General features: G+C 71.7%; 16 protein-coding genes. 8 read left to right on the forward strand and 8 right to left on the reverse strand.

What is annotated here, in order from left to right:
• Window positions 1-60: 60 nt before the first annotated feature.
• Window positions 61-702: an ArsR/SmtB family transcription factor gene (locus ACIQCZ_RS00635; RefSeq protein WP_402278364.1), complete on the forward strand. Its 642-nt coding sequence runs from the start codon at window positions 61-63 to the stop codon at window positions 700-702.
• On the opposite strand, the gene ACIQCZ_RS00640 is transcribed toward ACIQCZ_RS00635, so the two are convergent.
• Window positions 686-1,333, reverse strand: a complete 648-nt coding sequence (locus ACIQCZ_RS00640) for a response regulator (RefSeq protein WP_402278366.1) — start codon at window positions 1,331-1,333, stop codon at window positions 686-688. The two genes, ACIQCZ_RS00635 and ACIQCZ_RS00640, sit on opposite strands and share 17 nt — an antisense overlap.
• A gap of 513 nt (window positions 1,334-1,846) precedes the next feature.
• Here ACIQCZ_RS00640 and ACIQCZ_RS00645 point away from each other — a divergent pair.
• Together ACIQCZ_RS00645 and ACIQCZ_RS00650 are read left to right on the forward strand one after the other, a co-directional pair.
• Entirely contained in the window at window positions 1,847-3,769 is a 1,923-nt protein-coding gene (locus ACIQCZ_RS00645) for an FtsX-like permease family protein (RefSeq protein ID WP_402278368.1), read from the forward strand.
• A gap of 264 nt (window positions 3,770-4,033) precedes the next feature.
• Window positions 4,034-4,861 (forward strand): ABC transporter ATP-binding protein, encoded by an 828-nt coding sequence (locus ACIQCZ_RS00650; protein ID WP_402278370.1) that lies wholly within the window; start codon window positions 4,034-4,036, stop codon window positions 4,859-4,861.
• Between the two features lie 248 nt (window positions 4,862-5,109).
• Here ACIQCZ_RS00650 and ACIQCZ_RS00655 read toward each other — a convergent pair whose 3' ends face one another.
• The 3 genes from ACIQCZ_RS00655 to ACIQCZ_RS00665 are packed head-to-tail and all read right to left on the reverse strand — an operon-like array spanning window position 5,110 to window position 7,434.
• Window positions 5,110-6,555 carry an MFS transporter gene (locus tag ACIQCZ_RS00655; RefSeq protein ID WP_402278372.1) on the reverse strand — a complete coding sequence of 482 codons (1,446 nt, stop codon included), beginning with the start codon at window positions 6,553-6,555 and terminating at the stop codon, window positions 5,110-5,112.
• Complete coding sequence (locus tag ACIQCZ_RS00660; protein WP_402278374.1) at window positions 6,545-7,237, reverse strand: SDR family oxidoreductase; 693 nt, start codon at window positions 7,235-7,237, stop codon at window positions 6,545-6,547. Before ACIQCZ_RS00660 ends, ACIQCZ_RS00655 begins: the two co-directional genes overlap by 11 nt.
• A complete protein-coding gene (locus tag ACIQCZ_RS00665) occupies window positions 7,234-7,434 on the reverse strand; it encodes a hypothetical protein (protein WP_402278376.1) in 201 nt (66 codons plus the stop codon). The genes ACIQCZ_RS00660 and ACIQCZ_RS00665 overlap by 4 nt, the downstream gene beginning before the upstream one ends.
• Before the next feature lie 416 nt (window positions 7,435-7,850).
• On the opposite strand from ACIQCZ_RS00665, the gene ACIQCZ_RS00670 reads away from it, so the two are divergent.
• Window positions 7,851-8,294 carry a winged helix-turn-helix transcriptional regulator gene (locus ACIQCZ_RS00670; protein ID WP_402278378.1) on the forward strand — a complete coding sequence of 148 codons (444 nt, stop codon included), beginning with the start codon at window positions 7,851-7,853 and terminating at the stop codon, window positions 8,292-8,294.
• A 141-nt stretch (window positions 8,295-8,435) separates the two neighbouring features.
• Window positions 8,436-8,876 (forward strand): NUDIX hydrolase, encoded by a 441-nt coding sequence (locus ACIQCZ_RS00675; protein ID WP_402278380.1) that lies wholly within the window; start codon window positions 8,436-8,438, stop codon window positions 8,874-8,876.
• A 160-nt stretch (window positions 8,877-9,036) separates the two neighbouring features.
• Here the strand turns inward: ACIQCZ_RS00675 and ACIQCZ_RS00680 are convergent, their stop codons facing one another.
• Together ACIQCZ_RS00680 and ACIQCZ_RS00685 are read right to left on the reverse strand one after the other, a co-directional pair.
• Window positions 9,037-10,437, reverse strand: coding sequence for an NAD(P)/FAD-dependent oxidoreductase (locus ACIQCZ_RS00680; RefSeq protein ID WP_402278382.1), 1,401 nt, complete (start codon window positions 10,435-10,437; stop codon window positions 9,037-9,039).
• A 55-nt stretch (window positions 10,438-10,492) separates the two neighbouring features.
• The gene (locus tag ACIQCZ_RS00685; RefSeq protein ID WP_402278384.1) at window positions 10,493-11,167 is read right to left on the reverse strand and encodes a rhomboid-like protein; all 675 of its coding nucleotides are present in this window, start codon (window positions 11,165-11,167) and stop codon (window positions 10,493-10,495) included.
• A 33-nt stretch (window positions 11,168-11,200) separates the two neighbouring features.
• On the opposite strand from ACIQCZ_RS00685, the gene ACIQCZ_RS00690 reads away from it, so the two are divergent.
• Window positions 11,201-12,223, forward strand: a complete 1,023-nt coding sequence (locus tag ACIQCZ_RS00690; protein ID WP_402278386.1) for an aminoglycoside phosphotransferase family protein — start codon at window positions 11,201-11,203, stop codon at window positions 12,221-12,223.
• Window positions 12,220-12,693, forward strand: a complete 474-nt coding sequence (locus ACIQCZ_RS00695) for a GNAT family N-acetyltransferase (protein WP_402278388.1) — start codon at window positions 12,220-12,222, stop codon at window positions 12,691-12,693. The genes ACIQCZ_RS00690 and ACIQCZ_RS00695 overlap by 4 nt, the downstream gene beginning before the upstream one ends.
• 152 nt (window positions 12,694-12,845) lie before the next feature.
• Here the strand turns inward: ACIQCZ_RS00695 and ACIQCZ_RS00700 are convergent, their stop codons facing one another.
• Complete coding sequence (locus ACIQCZ_RS00700; protein WP_402278390.1) at window positions 12,846-13,847, reverse strand: zinc-binding dehydrogenase; 1,002 nt, start codon at window positions 13,845-13,847, stop codon at window positions 12,846-12,848.
• A gap of 175 nt (window positions 13,848-14,022) precedes the next feature.
• On the opposite strand from ACIQCZ_RS00700, the gene ACIQCZ_RS00705 reads away from it, so the two are divergent.
• Window positions 14,023-14,700 (forward strand): pentapeptide repeat-containing protein, encoded by a 678-nt coding sequence (locus tag ACIQCZ_RS00705; RefSeq protein ID WP_402278392.1) that lies wholly within the window; start codon window positions 14,023-14,025, stop codon window positions 14,698-14,700.
• Window positions 14,701-14,870: 170 nt separating this feature from the next.
• On the opposite strand, the gene ACIQCZ_RS00710 is transcribed toward ACIQCZ_RS00705, so the two are convergent.
• On the reverse strand, window positions 14,871-15,368 hold the full coding sequence (locus tag ACIQCZ_RS00710) for a hypothetical protein (RefSeq protein ID WP_376274452.1): 498 nt from the start codon (window positions 15,366-15,368) through the stop codon (window positions 14,871-14,873).
• Between the last annotated feature and the right edge of the window lie 20 nt (window positions 15,369-15,388).

Below are 15,388 nucleotides of genomic sequence, written 5' to 3' on the forward strand. Positions count from 1 at the left end.
ATGCCTCTTCGGTCGCACGCTGGGACAAGAGAATTGGTACGGGCTTTCTGCCGTGTGGCCATGGCGCCCGGCTGGCCCGGGATTCAGGCGCGCATCGACGCCGAGACGGACGCTTGCCGGCAGATCGCGGGCAGTGCCGGAGTGAAGACGCTGCTGAGCAGCTTGCATCCACGAATTCGCTGGCAGGGCTGGAGTCTTGAGATCCCTGCGGACGAGCCGAGCGAGGTCGTCCTGGACGGGCGGGGGCTGGTACTCGCTCCCTCGCTCTTCCTGCAGAGCGCGGGAGAGATGCTGGTGAGCGCCGAGGGGGCCGGGAACGGCGTCCCGACGCTGGCCTTCCCGGTGCGGTTCGACCCGCGCCGGGAAGTTCTGCCGACCGGCGAGTCCGACGGCGCCATCACCGCACGCGACAGACAGCAGTCGCTCGGGGCGCTCGTCGGGCGGACCAGGGCCGCGCTCCTGCGCGCCGTGCTCGACGAGTCCAGCACCAGCGAGCTGGCCGACTCGCTCGGGGTGACAGCCGCAGCGGTGAGCCAGCATGCGGCCGTCCTTCGATCAGCCGGACTCATCACGAGCCGTCGCAGCGGCCGCGGCGTGCTGCACACGGTGACGATGCTGGGCCTGCATCTGTTGCGTGGCGAGAGCGCCCGGCGAGCCGGTCGTCGGACCGCCTCCGGTGCCCGGCTCACGGCCCGGGCCTGAGGCCCGCTTCCCAGGCCCAGGAGGCGATCTGCACCCGGTTGCGCACGCGCAGCTTGCGCTGCAGGTTGCTCAGGTGGGACTTGACGGTGCCCAGTGAGATGAAGAGTTCCGCGCAGATGTCGGCGTTGGTGAGCCCTTCGGCCACCAGGGTGGCGATCTCCTCCTCGCGAGCGGTCAGAGGCTCCGCGGGTTCGTGCGGGCGACGACGCGGTTCGGTATAGCGGCGCAGCAGCCTCATCGTGATCTCGGGGCTGATGAGCGCATCGCCGGCGACCGCGGAGCGTACGGCCTCGGCGAGCAGCGCGGGCCCGGAGCGTTTCAGGAGGAAGCCGCACGCGCCGTAGCGCAGTGCGGTGTGCACGTATTCGTCGAGGTCGAACGTGGTCACCACGACGACCTTCACTTCGGGGGCGACGCCGACCAGCCGGCGGGTCAGTTCCAGGCCGTCCATGCCGGGCATGCGGATGTCGGCGAGCAGCACGTCCGGTCGCAGTTCCCGGACGGTCTCCAGTGCGCCGGGTCCGTCGGCGGCCTCGGCCACGACCTCCAGGTCCGCCTCGGCTTCCAGGATGTGCCGGAATCCCTCGCGGACACTCGCCTGATCATCCGCGACGACTATGCGCGTCTTCATGGCCGCATCATGCCACGGAGGGTGTGCACCGATGGGTACTTGTCAGGGCCGCGGTAATTGATTCATGGTGGCGCCCATCGCGCTCGCCCCTCGCTTCACCTCGCCGGAACCATATCTGACTTGGTGAATTTAGAGACCGCTAAATGGTGTTGGTACGGAGGTTCGGGATGGGGAATCGTAAGTGGCGTCACCGAGGCGCGGAGTCCGGAGATGGAGAAAGGGGGGTGGGTGTCTTATGGGCGTGAGACACGAGTCCTGTGCGATTGCGGATCCGGTGCGGTGCGAGGTGTTGGAGCGATATAGCGACGAGGAATCCAGATTCTCCGTCAGCGGCTCCGAACCGCCTCCCGGCCGGCGGCGGCAGGCCATGGGCGCGTGGGAGTACCTCGACTTCGAGGGCGGCCGGCCGGCACCGCGGCCCGTGCGGCCTTCCCGGAAACCGAACATACCCGTACCGAAGGGTAGGAAATCGCAATGTCCTCACCGCCGGCCGTACCGGCACAACCTCTTCAAATGCCTGGGGTCATAAGGCTGTTCACGTCCGAGGTACGGGTGCATCCGGGGCGCGTCGCCGGAGCCGCGGTGGCCTGTGCGGTCACCGCCGCCGGTGTCGGCGCGTGCCTGGTGCTGATGACCGGCGTGAGTGGCACGGGCCATGCCGAGAACTCGGCCGCGGCGGCCACCGCCGACAGTGCGCAGAACCTCCTGTCCCTGTTGCTCACCCTGCTGCTGATGTCCGCCGTCCTGGTGACCGGGTCCACGGTCTCGCTGTGGACGGGCCAACGCCTCGGCCAGTTCGCCGTGTTGCGGGCGCTCGGGGTGTCGGCCCGCCGACTGCGTGCCATGGCGATGCTGGACGTGGCCGCGCTGTCGCTGCTGTCCGCAGTGGTCGGCGCGGGCGTCGGCATCCTGCCCCTGGCCCGGTTCGTCCGGCAGGTGATGGCCGACAACGACCTGTACCCCGCGGCTGCCGGGCTTCCTTCCCCCGCCGTGACCGTACTGGAGGCGGCCGCGGTCTGCGTGGGAACCTCCGTGGTCGCGGTGGTGGCGGCGGTGACCGCTGTCCTCGCGGCGGGCCGGGTACGCCCGATCGACCTGCTCAAGGACGACGCTCTGGCGATGGCGCCGAGCCGACGGAGCCCGGTGCGGCTCGGCATCGGTATCGCGCTGCTCGTCATGACGTGCCTGCCGCTGCTGGTCCTGATGGTCGTGCCCATGCTGCCGGGGATGCTCAAGGCGGCGCTGGCACCGGGCCTCGCCCTCGTGATCATCCCGGTGCTCGCGGTACTCGCGCCGTGGTACGTGCCCCTGCTCGTGCGGCCTCTCGGCGGGCTGCTGCGACTGCTCGACAGACGTGTCGGACGGATCGCGGCCGCCGGGCTGCGGGCGGCACCCGTGCGTACGACCGCGGTCGCCGTGCCCGTGCTCCTCGCCGTCGGGCTCGCCGCGGCGATGCTCGGCGCCGGAGCGACCATGGGCGAGGCGGTGCGGGACCAGACCGAGCGCGGCCTGCGGGCCGACGGCGTGGTCAGTGCCGAGCCGGAGCACCGGCTGCCGGCCGGGGCCGCCGCCACCGCCTTCCCCGGCGGCACCGCGACTCCTCTCGTCCACACCACGGTCACCGCGCCGAAGACCCTTTACGACGACAGCCCCGAGCCGGTCCGCGCCTGGGGCGCCGACGCGCGGGCGCTGCCCGGGGTCCTCGACCTCGACGTGAAGCAGGGCCGCCTCGACGCGCTCACCGGAAGCAGCTTCGCCGCCGGTGACACACAGGTCGAAGGGCACCACTGGAAGATCGGCCAGACGGTCGGGTTGCGGCTTGCGGACGGCAGTTCGCACCGGCTGCGGCTGGCCGCCGTCTACGGCCGGGACCTCGCGTTCCCCGAGTTCCTGCTGCCCGGCTCCCTCGCGACGGCCCACACCCCGGATGCCTACGCCGAACAGATCCTGTTGCGCGGCGACATCACCTCCTGGCCGAAGGCGGCAGGCCAGGAAGTCGCCTCGCGCTCCGCGTATCTCGCCGACCTCGCACCGCGCAGCCCGCAGGACGACCTGGCTGCCCATCTGATCGTGGCAGTGGTCAGCGGCTACGCGCTGCTCGCCGTCGCCAACACCTGCGCCCTGGCCCAGCGCGACCGCCGTGCTCAGCGGGCGCACCTGCGTGCCCTGGGGCTCACCCGGTGGCAACTGCTGCGCTGCGTCCTGTACGAGTCGTCGGGCGGCGCCGTCGTCGGCGTGGTGCTGTCCGCGCTGACCGCATTGATCTGCCTGGCTCCGCTGGCGGCCGCACTCGGCGTACATGCCATGCCGACGTTCGACCTGCCCTGGACGCTGGGCGTGCTCGGCGCCGTACTGGCCGCGGCGGCGCTCGCCTCGGGCCTGTCCGCACGCCCGCTGCGTGACATCCGTGAGCAGTTCGCGGGCAGTGCCTCATGACACGCCCGCCGCGCCCGCCGCGTACGCGAGGACTCGGCCGGTCCTTCCGGCTGTTGTTCACCGGCGAGTCCGCCTCGGCCCCGGGTACCACCGCATCCGTCATCGCTCTGCCCGTGGTCGCGTTGCGCCGCCCCGGCCCCGACACCGCGGCACCCGGCGCCGGAACACTGCGTCTCCTCGCCGGCGCGAGCGGCCTGAACCCCCGAGTCCCACGGCGGGCAATCCCGCACCACCCCGATCACCGATGATCCCGAGGAGCACGATATGACCTCACCCCGCCCCTGGCCGGGCGGCGTCCCGCCGCACCGCACGCCGCCCGTGGACCCCGCGGCGGCGGCCTCCGCGGTGAACCTGACCAAGGCGTACGGGCAGTCGAGCGCCCAGGTCGTCGCCCTCGACAGGGTCTCCGTCACGTTCCGCCGCGGCGAGTTCGCCGCGATCATGGGGCCTTCGGGTTCGGGCAAGTCGACGCTCATGCACTGCCTGGCCGGACTCGACTCCGGCACATCGGGCGGGGCCTGGCTCGGCGACGTGGAGCTGTCACGCCTGGGCGATCGCGCCCTGACCCGGCTGCGCAGGGAGCGGATCGGCTTCGTCTTCCAGGCGTTCCACCTGATCCCGGCACTGACCGTGCTCGAGAACATCGTGCTGCCCCTGACCGTCGCCGGACGCAGGCCGGACCAGCAGTGGCTGCGCTGGGTCATCGACACGGTCGGCCTCGCCCACCGGCTCGGTCATCGTCCGGCCCAGCTGTCCGGAGGACAGCAGCAGCGGGTCGCCTGCGCGCGCGCCCTGGTGGGCCGCCCGGAGATCGTCTTCGCCGATGAGCCGACCGGGAACCTGGACTCACGAGCGGCCGCGGACATCCTCGGGCTCCTGCGCCGGTGCGTGCGCGAGCTGGGCCAGACGGTCGTCATGGTCACCCACGACCCGCTCGCGGCCAGCCACTCCGACCGCATCGTCTTCCTCTCCGACGGCCGCATCGTCGACGAACTGGCCCACCCCACCTCGGACCTCGTGATGGGCCGCATGCGGCAGTTCGACACGAGCATCGGCATCAGCCACTGGGCAGGGCCCGACGCGGGGCCATGACCGGTCCGAGCACCACCCGGGATGATCTTGCAGGCCCTTGTAATGCGTAGGTCGTCGGTTCGAATCCGACAGGGGGCTCAGCGAGAAGCCCAGCTCAGATGCGTTCTGAGCTGGGCTTTCCTCGTTCGGTGGGCGCGGCGGCGACGCCGGGCGCGGGTCGCGCCGGTGTCCGTGGTCCCGCGTGGGGGCTCGAAGTCGGGGGTCGTGCCCGTCGTGCGGCGGCCCCCGGCGGCGCCCGCTCGCTTCCCTTATGGGGCGGTGACCCTGTGACGGGACCACGCCGACAGTCCCAGTGCCAGCACCGTGCCGACGAGGAGGACCGCGACCGCGACCCAGGTGGCGTGCGTGACCGCGTCGGTGAACGCGGTGCGCGGGTCGTGGACGCGGGGGAGGCGGTCCTCGAAGCGTGTGGTGATCAGTGTGCCGAGGATGCTGGTGCCGAGGACGGCGCCGATCTGGCGGGCGGCGTTGACGGTGCCGCCCGCCTCGCCCTCGCGGCCGGGTGGGACGTGGCCGACGGCGAGGGCGGTGGACGGGGCGTTGGCGAGACCGCAGCCGAAGCCGAACAGGACGAAGGCGGCGACGTACCCGGCGAACCCGGTGTCCGGTTCGACCTGCGCGAAGAGGGCGGCGCCGACGGCCGCGAGCAGCAGGCCCGCCGTGATCAGGGCGCGCGGGCCGAGTCGGCGCACCAGTATTCCGGCCAGGACCGAGGCGGCGATGAACGCGCCGAATTCCGCGAGGAGTTGGACGCCCACCTGCAGGGCGGTCAGTCCCCGTACCCGCTGCAGCCACAGCACTTGGAGAAGGGAGAGGCCGACGAAGCCGAACAGGACGGTCGCGGCCAGCAGAAGGGAGGCACTGTAGGAGGGATCGCGCATCAGCCGCAGGTCGACCATGGGGGCGGTACGGCGCAGTTCGACGAGGACGAAGGCGGCCAGCAGGAGAACCGCTGCCGCGGCGGAGGCCAGGGCTCGTGCGGAGCCGTAGCCGTGGTGACCGCCGTCGATCAGCCAGAAGACCAGGAGCGCGAGACCCGCGATCGCGGTGAACTGTCCCGCCCAGTCCAGTCGCTGGGCCGGGTTGCGGGACTCGGTGACCCGGCCGAGCGCGACCGCCGCCGCGAGGCCCGCCACGACGAGGTTGAGCCAGAATGCCGCGTGCCAGGTCCACCAGCGCAGCGCCAGGCCCGCGACGAGGGGGCCGATGGCCAGGCCCAGTCCGGAGGTGGCCGCCCATGCGGCGATCGCCCCGGCGCGGCGACGCGGGTCGCGGACGGTGTGGGTGATCAGCGCGAGCGAGCTGGGGGTGATCAGGGCGCCGCCCAGGCCGGCGATCGCCTGGCCGGCGAGGACGGTGGCCAGGTCGTCGGCGAGGACCAGCACCAGCGCGCCCGCGGCCATGGCTGCGGTCCCGGCGAGGAAGACACGTTTGCGCCCCCACCGGTCGGCCAGTGCTCCGGCGCCGAGTACGCAGGACGCCACGACCAGGGTGTACATGCTCGGCACCCAGACCATGTCGGCCGGGGTGAGACGCAGGTCGGCCTGGACGGCGCCGAGCGTGCCGATGGTCTCGGTGGTCTGGAGGAACACCGTGAACAGCCCCAGGCAGGCGGCGACGAGGACCGGCCCGGGGCGGCTGCCACGGGCGTCGTCGCGCTCCTCGGCCGTTGCGTCACGCAGATCAGTGGCCACGGTTCTCTCCTCCCGGGAGCATGTTCCTGACCTGGCGGGTGACGGCGTCGGCGAGGACTTCCTCGCGGCCTGTCTCGACGGCGTCGAGGACCTGCTCGACCACGTCGGCGGGGCTGATCTTGGGCTGGTCGGTGTCGGCCGCCATGTCGGTGTCGATGAACGCGGCGTGCACGGCGACCGTGAGAGTGCCCTGCGGGCGGAGCTCTTCGCGTACCGCGTTGGTCATCGACCAGGCAGCCGCCTTGGAGACGCCGTACGAGCCGATCCGCGGGAGCGTGTGCCAGGAGAGCACGGAGAGCATGTTGATCAGGGCCCCGCCGCCGTTCCTGCCGAGAACGGGGGCGAAGTCGCGGCACATGGCGAGCGTGCCGAACAGGTTGGTCTCCAGCTCGGCGCGCGCCCCGTCGAGGGTGTCCGCGGTGAGCAGCGAATCGCCGCGCAGGATGCCCGCGTTGTTGATCAGCAGGGTGGTGTCGGAGCAGCGCTCGGCGGCCGCGGCCACGGAGGCCGGGTCGGTGATGTCGAGGGCGACGGGTGTCAGCCCCGGGTCGGTCACGGTCCTCGGGTCACGTGCTGCCGCATACACGGTGTGCGCGCCGCGCGCCAGCAGGCCCCGGGCGAAGGCGCGGCCCAGTCCGCGGTTGGCTCCGGTGACGAGCGCGATGGCTCCGCCGATGTTCACAGGGTCTCCTGCGGGGGTGTCGTGGCCGCGGACACGGATGCGTGCTCCGCGGGGGCGTCCTGGACGACGCGGGCGGTGAGCGCCGCCGCCGCGACATGACCCCCGTGCGCGCCCGCCCAGGATCGCCACAAGGGGTCGATCCGAGCCAATGCCTCCTCATCGGTGGCATGCGCGCCGCTGGGTGGTGAAGCCCTCATTCCGGTCTCCTCGTTCGGGCGAGCCCAAGGAGCCCGCTGGATAGTTGGAAAACAGGACTTACTATAGGTAGGTCAGTTTGAAAATCAAACCCTCGTGATCAAACCCTCGTGATCAAAGCCTCATCCGGGTGTTCGGTGCCGGACGCCACTTCGGGCGTCGACTTCCGGGCGGACATGTGCGTCTCGTTCTCCCACGCGCTGTGCCATAGTGAGTTGGAAACGGCAACTGGCCCGAAGGGCGGATGCGGGCCGGACGTTCTGCGTATGTGCCGGGCTCGCATGCGCAGGACCACGCCGCCGCTTCCCGCGCCGGCCGCCCGCAGCGGGGCGCCCGGGGCCGGCAGGCGCAACCGTCGAAGCGGCGCCCGGACGCGCCGTGACCCGCCAGCACGCCGCAGCCCCCAGGAGGTACGCAGATGCCCGCCGCTCGCCCACGTCCCTGTTCCATCGCGAACTCGCTCGCCGTCATCGGCGAGCGCTGGAGCCTGCTCGCGCTGCGGGAGGTGTTCCTCGGGGCGCGCCGCTTCGACCAGATCGCGGCGAACACCGGCGCCAGCCGGGACATCCTCACGGCCCGGCTGAAGAAGCTCGTGGAGAACGGAGTCCTGGCCAAGGAGCTCTACCAGGCCCACCCGCCGCGCTACGAGTACACACCGACCGAAGCCGGACTCGCGCTGCAGCCGGTCCTGCTCGCCCTCATGGAATGGGGCGACCGCTACGTGACCGAGGGGGAACCCCCGACGGTGTTCGAGCACGACTGCGGCGCGGTACTTCACCCACGCACCGTCTGCGACGCCTGCGGCGGGCCCGTCCCGCCCGACAGCACCCGCGCCATCCGGCTCGGCGGCGTCCCGCAGTAGTCCGGGGGCGCCCCGGCGCCGGTGCCTGCACAGGACCCTGCGCCCCGCCCCGTTCCTCTTTGCGCGTGGTCAATAGATTGTCCGCGCGGGGCGGTGGAGTCCGCCCGACTCAAAGCCAGGAGGGCCACATTGGAGAGCAACGTGCGTTCCCGCGTATCGGCGTACGCCATGGCCACCGTGCGGGACCGACTGCTGCTGACCCGGCTCTCGCAGACGTCACCGGTTTTCGAACCCGGGCTGTGGCACCTGCCGGGCGGAGGGATCGATCCGGGCGAGCAGCCGCGGGAGACGCTGGCGCGTGAACTGTACGAGGAGACGGGCCTCGAACTCCTCGAAGCGCGGCTGGTGGACGCGCGGACGTACACGGCCCACCGGCTCGGGATCAGCTGGAACCTGGTGGGGCTCTTCTACCTGGTCGACATCGAGCCCGGTCCGCTCGTGGTCACCAAGGCCGACGACTCCACGAGCGCCGTCAGCTGGATGCCGTTGTCCGGTCTGGACGACTCGATGCTGTCCCCGGCCGCGGTCGACGCTCTCGGGTTGATCGGTGCGCGCGGGACGCCGGACGCGACCGGCTGGTGAGCCGGGTATTTCGTTTGTGATGTGCCGCAGGACATGTGCTCGGGGAGGTCCTGGCCGACCACGGCTCCGGCACCCGAGCACCCGCTCGGCCCTCACACCGCTGACCGCACGGCCCGACGGCCTCCGCCACCCACCCGGTGGCGGAGGTCCGGCCGTTCGCTCAGTGCCGTCCGGACAGCCGGTCCGCGGCCTTGGCGATGGGGTCCGTGCCCGCGCGGGGCGAGGTGAGTTCGCGGCGGTCGGCCGCGCGGTAGGCGGCGTACATGCCGTGGACGCCGAGCCAGCGGAAGGGTTCCGGTTCCCACCGGCGGACCTTGTGGTCGACCCAGGGCAGAGATGTCAGCTCCGTGGGGCCGGACTGTCCGGAGTCCTGCTGGATCAGGTCGCGCAGGGTACGGGCGGCGAGGTTGGTGGTGGCGACGCCGGAGCCGACGTAGCCGCCGGCCCAGCCGAGACCGGTGGAGCGGTCGAGGGTGACGGTGGCGCACCAGTCACGGGGGACGCCGAGGACACCGGACCAGGCGTGGTCGATGCGCGCGGCCGCGGTGGCGGGGAAGAGGCGGACGAGGATGTCGCGGAGGGCCTCGATGGTGGCGGGCTGGGTGCGGCCGTCGTTGTCGGTGGCCGATCCGTACCGGTACGGCACGCCGCGACCGCCGAGCGCGATGCGGTCGTCGGCGGTGCGCTGGGCGTACATGTAGGCGTGGGCCATGTCGCCGAGGGTTTCGCGGCCGTCCCAGCCGATGGTGTCCCACATCGACCTGGGGAGCGGTTCGGTGGCGATCATCGACGAGTTCATGGGGAGCCAGGTGCGCTTCTGGCCCTTGAGGTTCGCGGTGAAGCCCTCGGTGCAGCGCAGGATGTACGGGGCGCGGACGGTGCCGTACGGGGTACGGGCGTGCTTGGGCTCGATCTCGGTGACCGGTGTCGATTCGTGGATGGTGACGCCGAGCGCCTCGACGGTCGCCGCGAGGCCCTTGACGAGTTTGACCGGGTGCAGGCGGGCACCGTGCGGGGTCCAGGTGGAGCCGACGGCGCCGGTGACGTTGACGCGTTCGGCGGTCTCGCGGGCGCCGCGCAGGACGCGGTCCTTCTCGCCGAAGGCGATCTCCACGGAGTGGAAGTCCTTGAGCCGGGCCAGTTGGGCCGGTGTGTAGGCGACTTCGAGCACACCGCCCCGGTGGATGTCGGCGTCGATGTTCTCCTCGGCGGCGATGCGGACGACTTCCTCGACGGTGTCGTTCATCGCCTGCTGGAGGCGGACGGCGGCTTCGTGCCCATGGAGTTTCGCGTAACGGTCGCGGCCCGCGATGCCGTTGTAGAGCCAGCCGCCGTTGCGCCCGGAGGCTCCGTAGCCGCAGAACTTGCCTTCGAGAACGACGATGTTGAGGAAGGGGACGGCCTTCTTGAGGTAGTAGGCGGTCCACAGCCCGGTGTATCCGCCGCCGACGATGCAGACGTCGGCGGTGATGTCGCCGGGCAGGGGCTCCCGGGCCATGGGGGTGCCTTGGTCCGCGTACCAGAACGATATGCCGCCGTTGACGGTGCTGACGGTGCTCATGTTGCCCCTGCTTTGTCCGGTGTGAAGCCCTGTGGTGAAGCGTGTGAGCGGGACGTTACTGCGCCGGACGGGTTTTCGTCCCGTGCCGGGAGCGGGTCAGTGGATAGCAGGCGAGGCCGATGAGCACGGCGGTGAAGTGGCCGACGTCGGTGAAGGTGGGGCCGACGATGAGCGGGATGCCGTAGAAGACGACGACGGCGAAGAGGTACACGTACCGCCAGGGCTGCGGGACGTGGTACGTGAGGACCGCGACGACGCCCGCGAGTGCGTAACTGACTCCGATGTCGAGCGTGTTGGCGGCGGACTCCGGTACGTGTCCGTGCCGGATGGCCCAGGCCAGGATGCCTTCGCTGACGAGGCTGGCGAGGACATGGGCCGCGATGGCGACGGCGAGCCAGCGCAGGGTGCCCAGCCAGCGTTCGGCGGGGGCGTGGAAGACGGTGTAGAGGACGGCGTAGGGGAGCCACCGGCCGCTGTCGATCCAGAGGGCGCTGACGATCAGTACGCGTACGGGATCGTGGGAGAGTTCGTGGATGTTGGTCGAGCGCTGACGCAGGAAGTCCTCCTCGAAGTCCGGGGACATCTGGTGCACGATGACGGTCGTGACGAAGAGCGCGGTCAGCCAGATGTAGGTGCCCGGTGCGCTGCGGATCCATGAGCCGACGCTGCGGATCCACGGGCCGGCGGTGGTGCGCGGCCGGGTGGGCGGGGCGGGGCTGCTCGGAGTCATATCCGATTGACGCACGGTTCTACGATCGTCCGCGTGATTGACATTCCGGACGGACTGATCGACACCCAGTCCAAGTACAACGGAGCGGCAGGGCGGGCCTTTCTGGCGGCGCTGCCGGGGCGGGCCGCCGAGTTCCTGGAGCGGTGGGGGCTGCGGCGGGACGGTGAGGCGTTCCACGGGGTGTGCGCACTGGTGCTTCCGGTGGTGCGGGTGGCCGACGGTCGTCCGGCGGCGCTGAAGCTTCAGCCGGTGGACGAGGAGACCGTGGGGGAGCCGGTCGCGCTGCGGGTGTGGGGCGAGGCGGGCGCGGGGGCCGTGGAGCTGCTGGATCACGACGCGGCGACGGGGACGCTGCTGCTGGAGCGGCTGGACGGCCGCCGTTCGTTGGCGGGGATGGCGGACGAGCGGCAGGCGGTGCTGATTCTGGCGGAGCTGCTGGCCCGGCTGTCGTCCGTACCGGCTCCGGCCCCGGCTCCGGCGGATCACGGACTGCCGGGACCACCGGCCCCGCCGGGATCGCAGGCCCCGCCGGGATCGCCGGAACTGCGAGGGCTGCCTCCGCTGCGAGGACTGGGGGAGATGGCGGAGCGGATGCTTCAGGAGGTGCCGGGGGCGGTGGCGGCGCTGGTGGACGAGGAGGAGCGGAGGCTGCTGGCGGACTGCGCGGCGGCGGTCCGGGAGGTCGCCGGGGAGCCGGGGGACCGGTTGCTGCACTGGGACCTGCATTACGGGAACGTACTGGCCGGGAGGGAGGGCCGGTGGGTGGCCATCGACCCGAAACCACTGGCCGGCGATCCGGGGTTCGAGCTGCTTCCGGCGCTGGTCAACAGGTTCGACGCGGCGGCGGTGCGGTGGCGGTTCGACGTGCTGACGCAGGCGCTCGGGCTGGGCCGGGAGCGGGCGCGGGCCTGGACTCTGGGGCGGCTGCTGCAGAACGCTCTGTGGGACGTGTCGGACGGGCGGCGGCGGCTGGATCCGGAGCAGGCCGAGATCGCGCGGCAGCTGCTGGGGGCGGAGTCGGCCGGTCACGGGCCGGTGCTTACGCTGCCCTCATGATTCGCACCGCGACCCCTGCCGATGTCCCCGTCATCCACACCATGGTCCGTGAGCTGGCCGACTACGAGAAGGCCCTGCACGAGGTGAGGGCCACCGAGGAGCAGCTGCACGAGGCGCTGTTCGGCGAGCGGCCCGCCGCGTACGCGCACATCGCGGAGTCGGACGACGGCGAGGCGGTCGGCTTCGCCCTGTGGTTCCTGAACTTCTCCACATGGCGCGGGGTGCACGGCATCTACCTGGAGGACCTGTACGTGCGTCCGGAGCGGCGCGGCGGTGGGCACGGGAAGGCTCTGCTGACGGAGCTGGCGCGGATCTGTGTGGCGCGGGGCTACGAGCGCCTGGAGTGGTCGGTGCTGAACTGGAACGCCCCGTCCATCGCGTTCTACGAGTCGCTGGGCGCGCGGCCTCAGGACGAGTGGACGGTGTACCGGCTGACGGACGGGGCGTTGGCGGAGCTCGGCGGACGGTAGGACGGCAGGCCCTCATCGGCACGCGCACCGGACACCCGAAACGGGGCGCCGGGTGACGGACCTTCCGGTCCACGGGCGACGGCCGGGCCCGGCAGCGCCCCCGGCCGTGGGATGCCGCGTCAAGGGGTGCCGCCCGGTCGTGGGATGCAGGGCTACGGGATCAGGACCACCTTGCCCATCGTGCCGCGGGTCTCCAGGGCGCGGTGGGCGGCGGCGGCTTCGGCGAGCGGGAAGCGCTGGACGGCGGGGCGGAGCCGGCCGGCGGCGGCTTCGGCGAGCGAACGGGTTTCGAGGGCGCGCAGACCGCCCGCCTTCGCCAGCATGACGGGGCCGAGCACGCTCTCGGAGGTGATGCCGCGTTCGGCGAGTTCTTCGTCGGTGAAGGTGAGCGGGGCTCCGTCGTGGAGTCCGGCGCCGGCCCAGCCGAACACGATGTGCCGGCCGCCCGCACCGAGGAGGCCGACGGCGGCCCGGCCGGTGGTCCCCCCGACGGAGTCGTAGACGACGGTGGCGCGGCGGCCGAGCCCGTCGAGACGGTCGCGGACCAGCCGGTCCCAGTCGGGGAGCGTGTAGTCGACGGCGAGGTCCGCGCCGTTCGCCCGGACGGCGGCGACCTTGGCGGAGCCTCCGGCGAGGCCGATGACGGTGGCCCCGGCGTTCTTGGCGTACTGCACGATCAGGGTGCCGATGCCGCCCGCCGCTGCCGGGACGACGACGGTGGAACCGGGGCCGAGCTCGGTGAACTGCAGGATGCCCAGGGCGGTGCGGCCGGTGCCGATCATGGCGACGGCCGCGGCTTCGTCGAGGCCGCCCGGGATCGGGTGCAGCTTCTCGGCGTCGACGACGGCGAGTTCGGCGTAGCCACCCGGGACCATGCCGATATGGGCGACGACGCGCCGGCCGAGCCAGCCGGGATCGGTGCCCTCGCCGAGTGACTCGACCCGGCCGGCGACCTCGCGGCCGGGGATGGTCGGCAGCTCGGCAGGGGCCGGGAACGGGCCGCTCCGGCCTTCGCGCAGAGCCGTGTCGAGAAGGTGTACACCCGCCGCGGCCACGGTGATACGGACCTGGCCGGGGCCCGGCACGGGGTCGTCGGTCCGCTCGTAGGCGAGGTTCTCGGCCGGGCCGAAGGTGTGAAGGCGAATGGCATGCACGGTGGACTCCCCGTCGTATCGGTCGCTGTGGGGCGGGCAGGTCCTGCGGGACCTGTGGAGCCACCCTCCGACCTCAAGTCCGCTTGAGGTCAAGCCCCGTCGTGGCGCCGCGGTCGTTCCGTTTCACCCGCAGCCGTGAGGGGCGTTGTCAGTGGGGTGGGCGACGATGGAGGGCATGGCACGCAGCAGCAGGAAGACGGACACCATCGCGACGGCCCGGCGGCCGGAGGTGCGGCTGCCGCCGCTCGTTCCGTACGACGGGGAGGGCCTGGAGCCCGACGGGGACTACGACGGGGTGTGCTTCGAGGGGGCGGATCTGGCGGACGAGCCGGGGCCGGGCGCCCGGTTCATGGACTGCGCGCTGAACGGCTGCGCGCTGGACCGCACGGAGCTGGTCAGGGCCCGCTTCATCGACTCGGTGCTGACGGGCGTACGGGGTGTGGGCACCGATCTCGCGGGGGCGTCGCTGCGGGACGTGGAGGTGGTGGACGCACGGCTGGGCGGGGTGCAGCTGCACGGCGCGGTGCTGGAGCGGGTGCTGGTGCGCGGCGGGAAGATCGACTACCTGAATCTGCGGAAGGCGCGGCTGAAGGACGTGGTGTTCGAGGGCTGTGTGCTGTCCGAGCCGGATTTCGGGAACGCGGAGCTGGTGCGGGTGGAGTTCCGCGACTGCGTGCTGAAGCGGGCGGACTTCAGTTCCGTACGGATGGAGGCGGTGGATCTGCGGACGGTCGCGGAGCTGGACATCGCGCGCGGGGTGGAGCGGCTGGCGGGTGCGGTGATCAGCCCGGCGCAGCTGATGGAGCTGGCTCCGGCGTTCGCGGCGCAGATCGGGGTGCGGGTGGAGGCGTAGTGCTGTGGCCGGTGAACCCTTCCGGCGACAGCACCGGCCGCCGGGCCGGGCGGGGCACCCGGATCAGACACGGGGGAAGCGGGCCTGGAGGTCCCAGATCCGCCTAGTGCTGTGGCCGGTGAACTCTTCCGGCGACAGCACCGGCCGCCGGGCCTGGCAGGGCACCCGGATCAGACACGGGGGAAGCGGGCCTGGAGGTCCCAGATCACGGGATTGTCGGCGAGCCCTTCGTGCATGTCGGCGAGGTCGGCGATCAGATCGTGCAGGAAGTCGCGGGCCTCGCGGCGCAGCATCGAGTGGTTGAAGGTGAGCGGGGGCTCGTCGCCGGGCATCCAGTCGGCCTCGACGTCGACCCAGCCGAAGCGGCGTTCGAAGAGCATCCGGTCGGACGACTCCGTGAAGTCCAGCTCCGCGAACTGCGGCCGGTGCGAGCGGTTGCCGCGCGGGTCCTGGTCGATCTGCTCGACGATGTCGCACAGCGCCCACGCGAAGTCGAGCACCGGCACCCATCCCCAGGCTGTGGACACCTCGCGGTCCGCCTTGGTGTCCGCGAGATAGACGTCCCCGGAGAAGAGGTCGTGCCGCAGGGCGTGGACGTCCGCGCGGCGGTAGTCGGTCTGCGGGGGATCGGGGAAGCGCCGGGAGAGGGAGTAGCCGATGTCGAGCACGGTTCGATGGTGTCATGCCC

Source organism: Streptomyces sp. NPDC093149 (assembly GCF_044754145.1).
GTDB lineage: Bacteria > Actinomycetota > Actinomycetes > Streptomycetales > Streptomycetaceae > Streptomyces.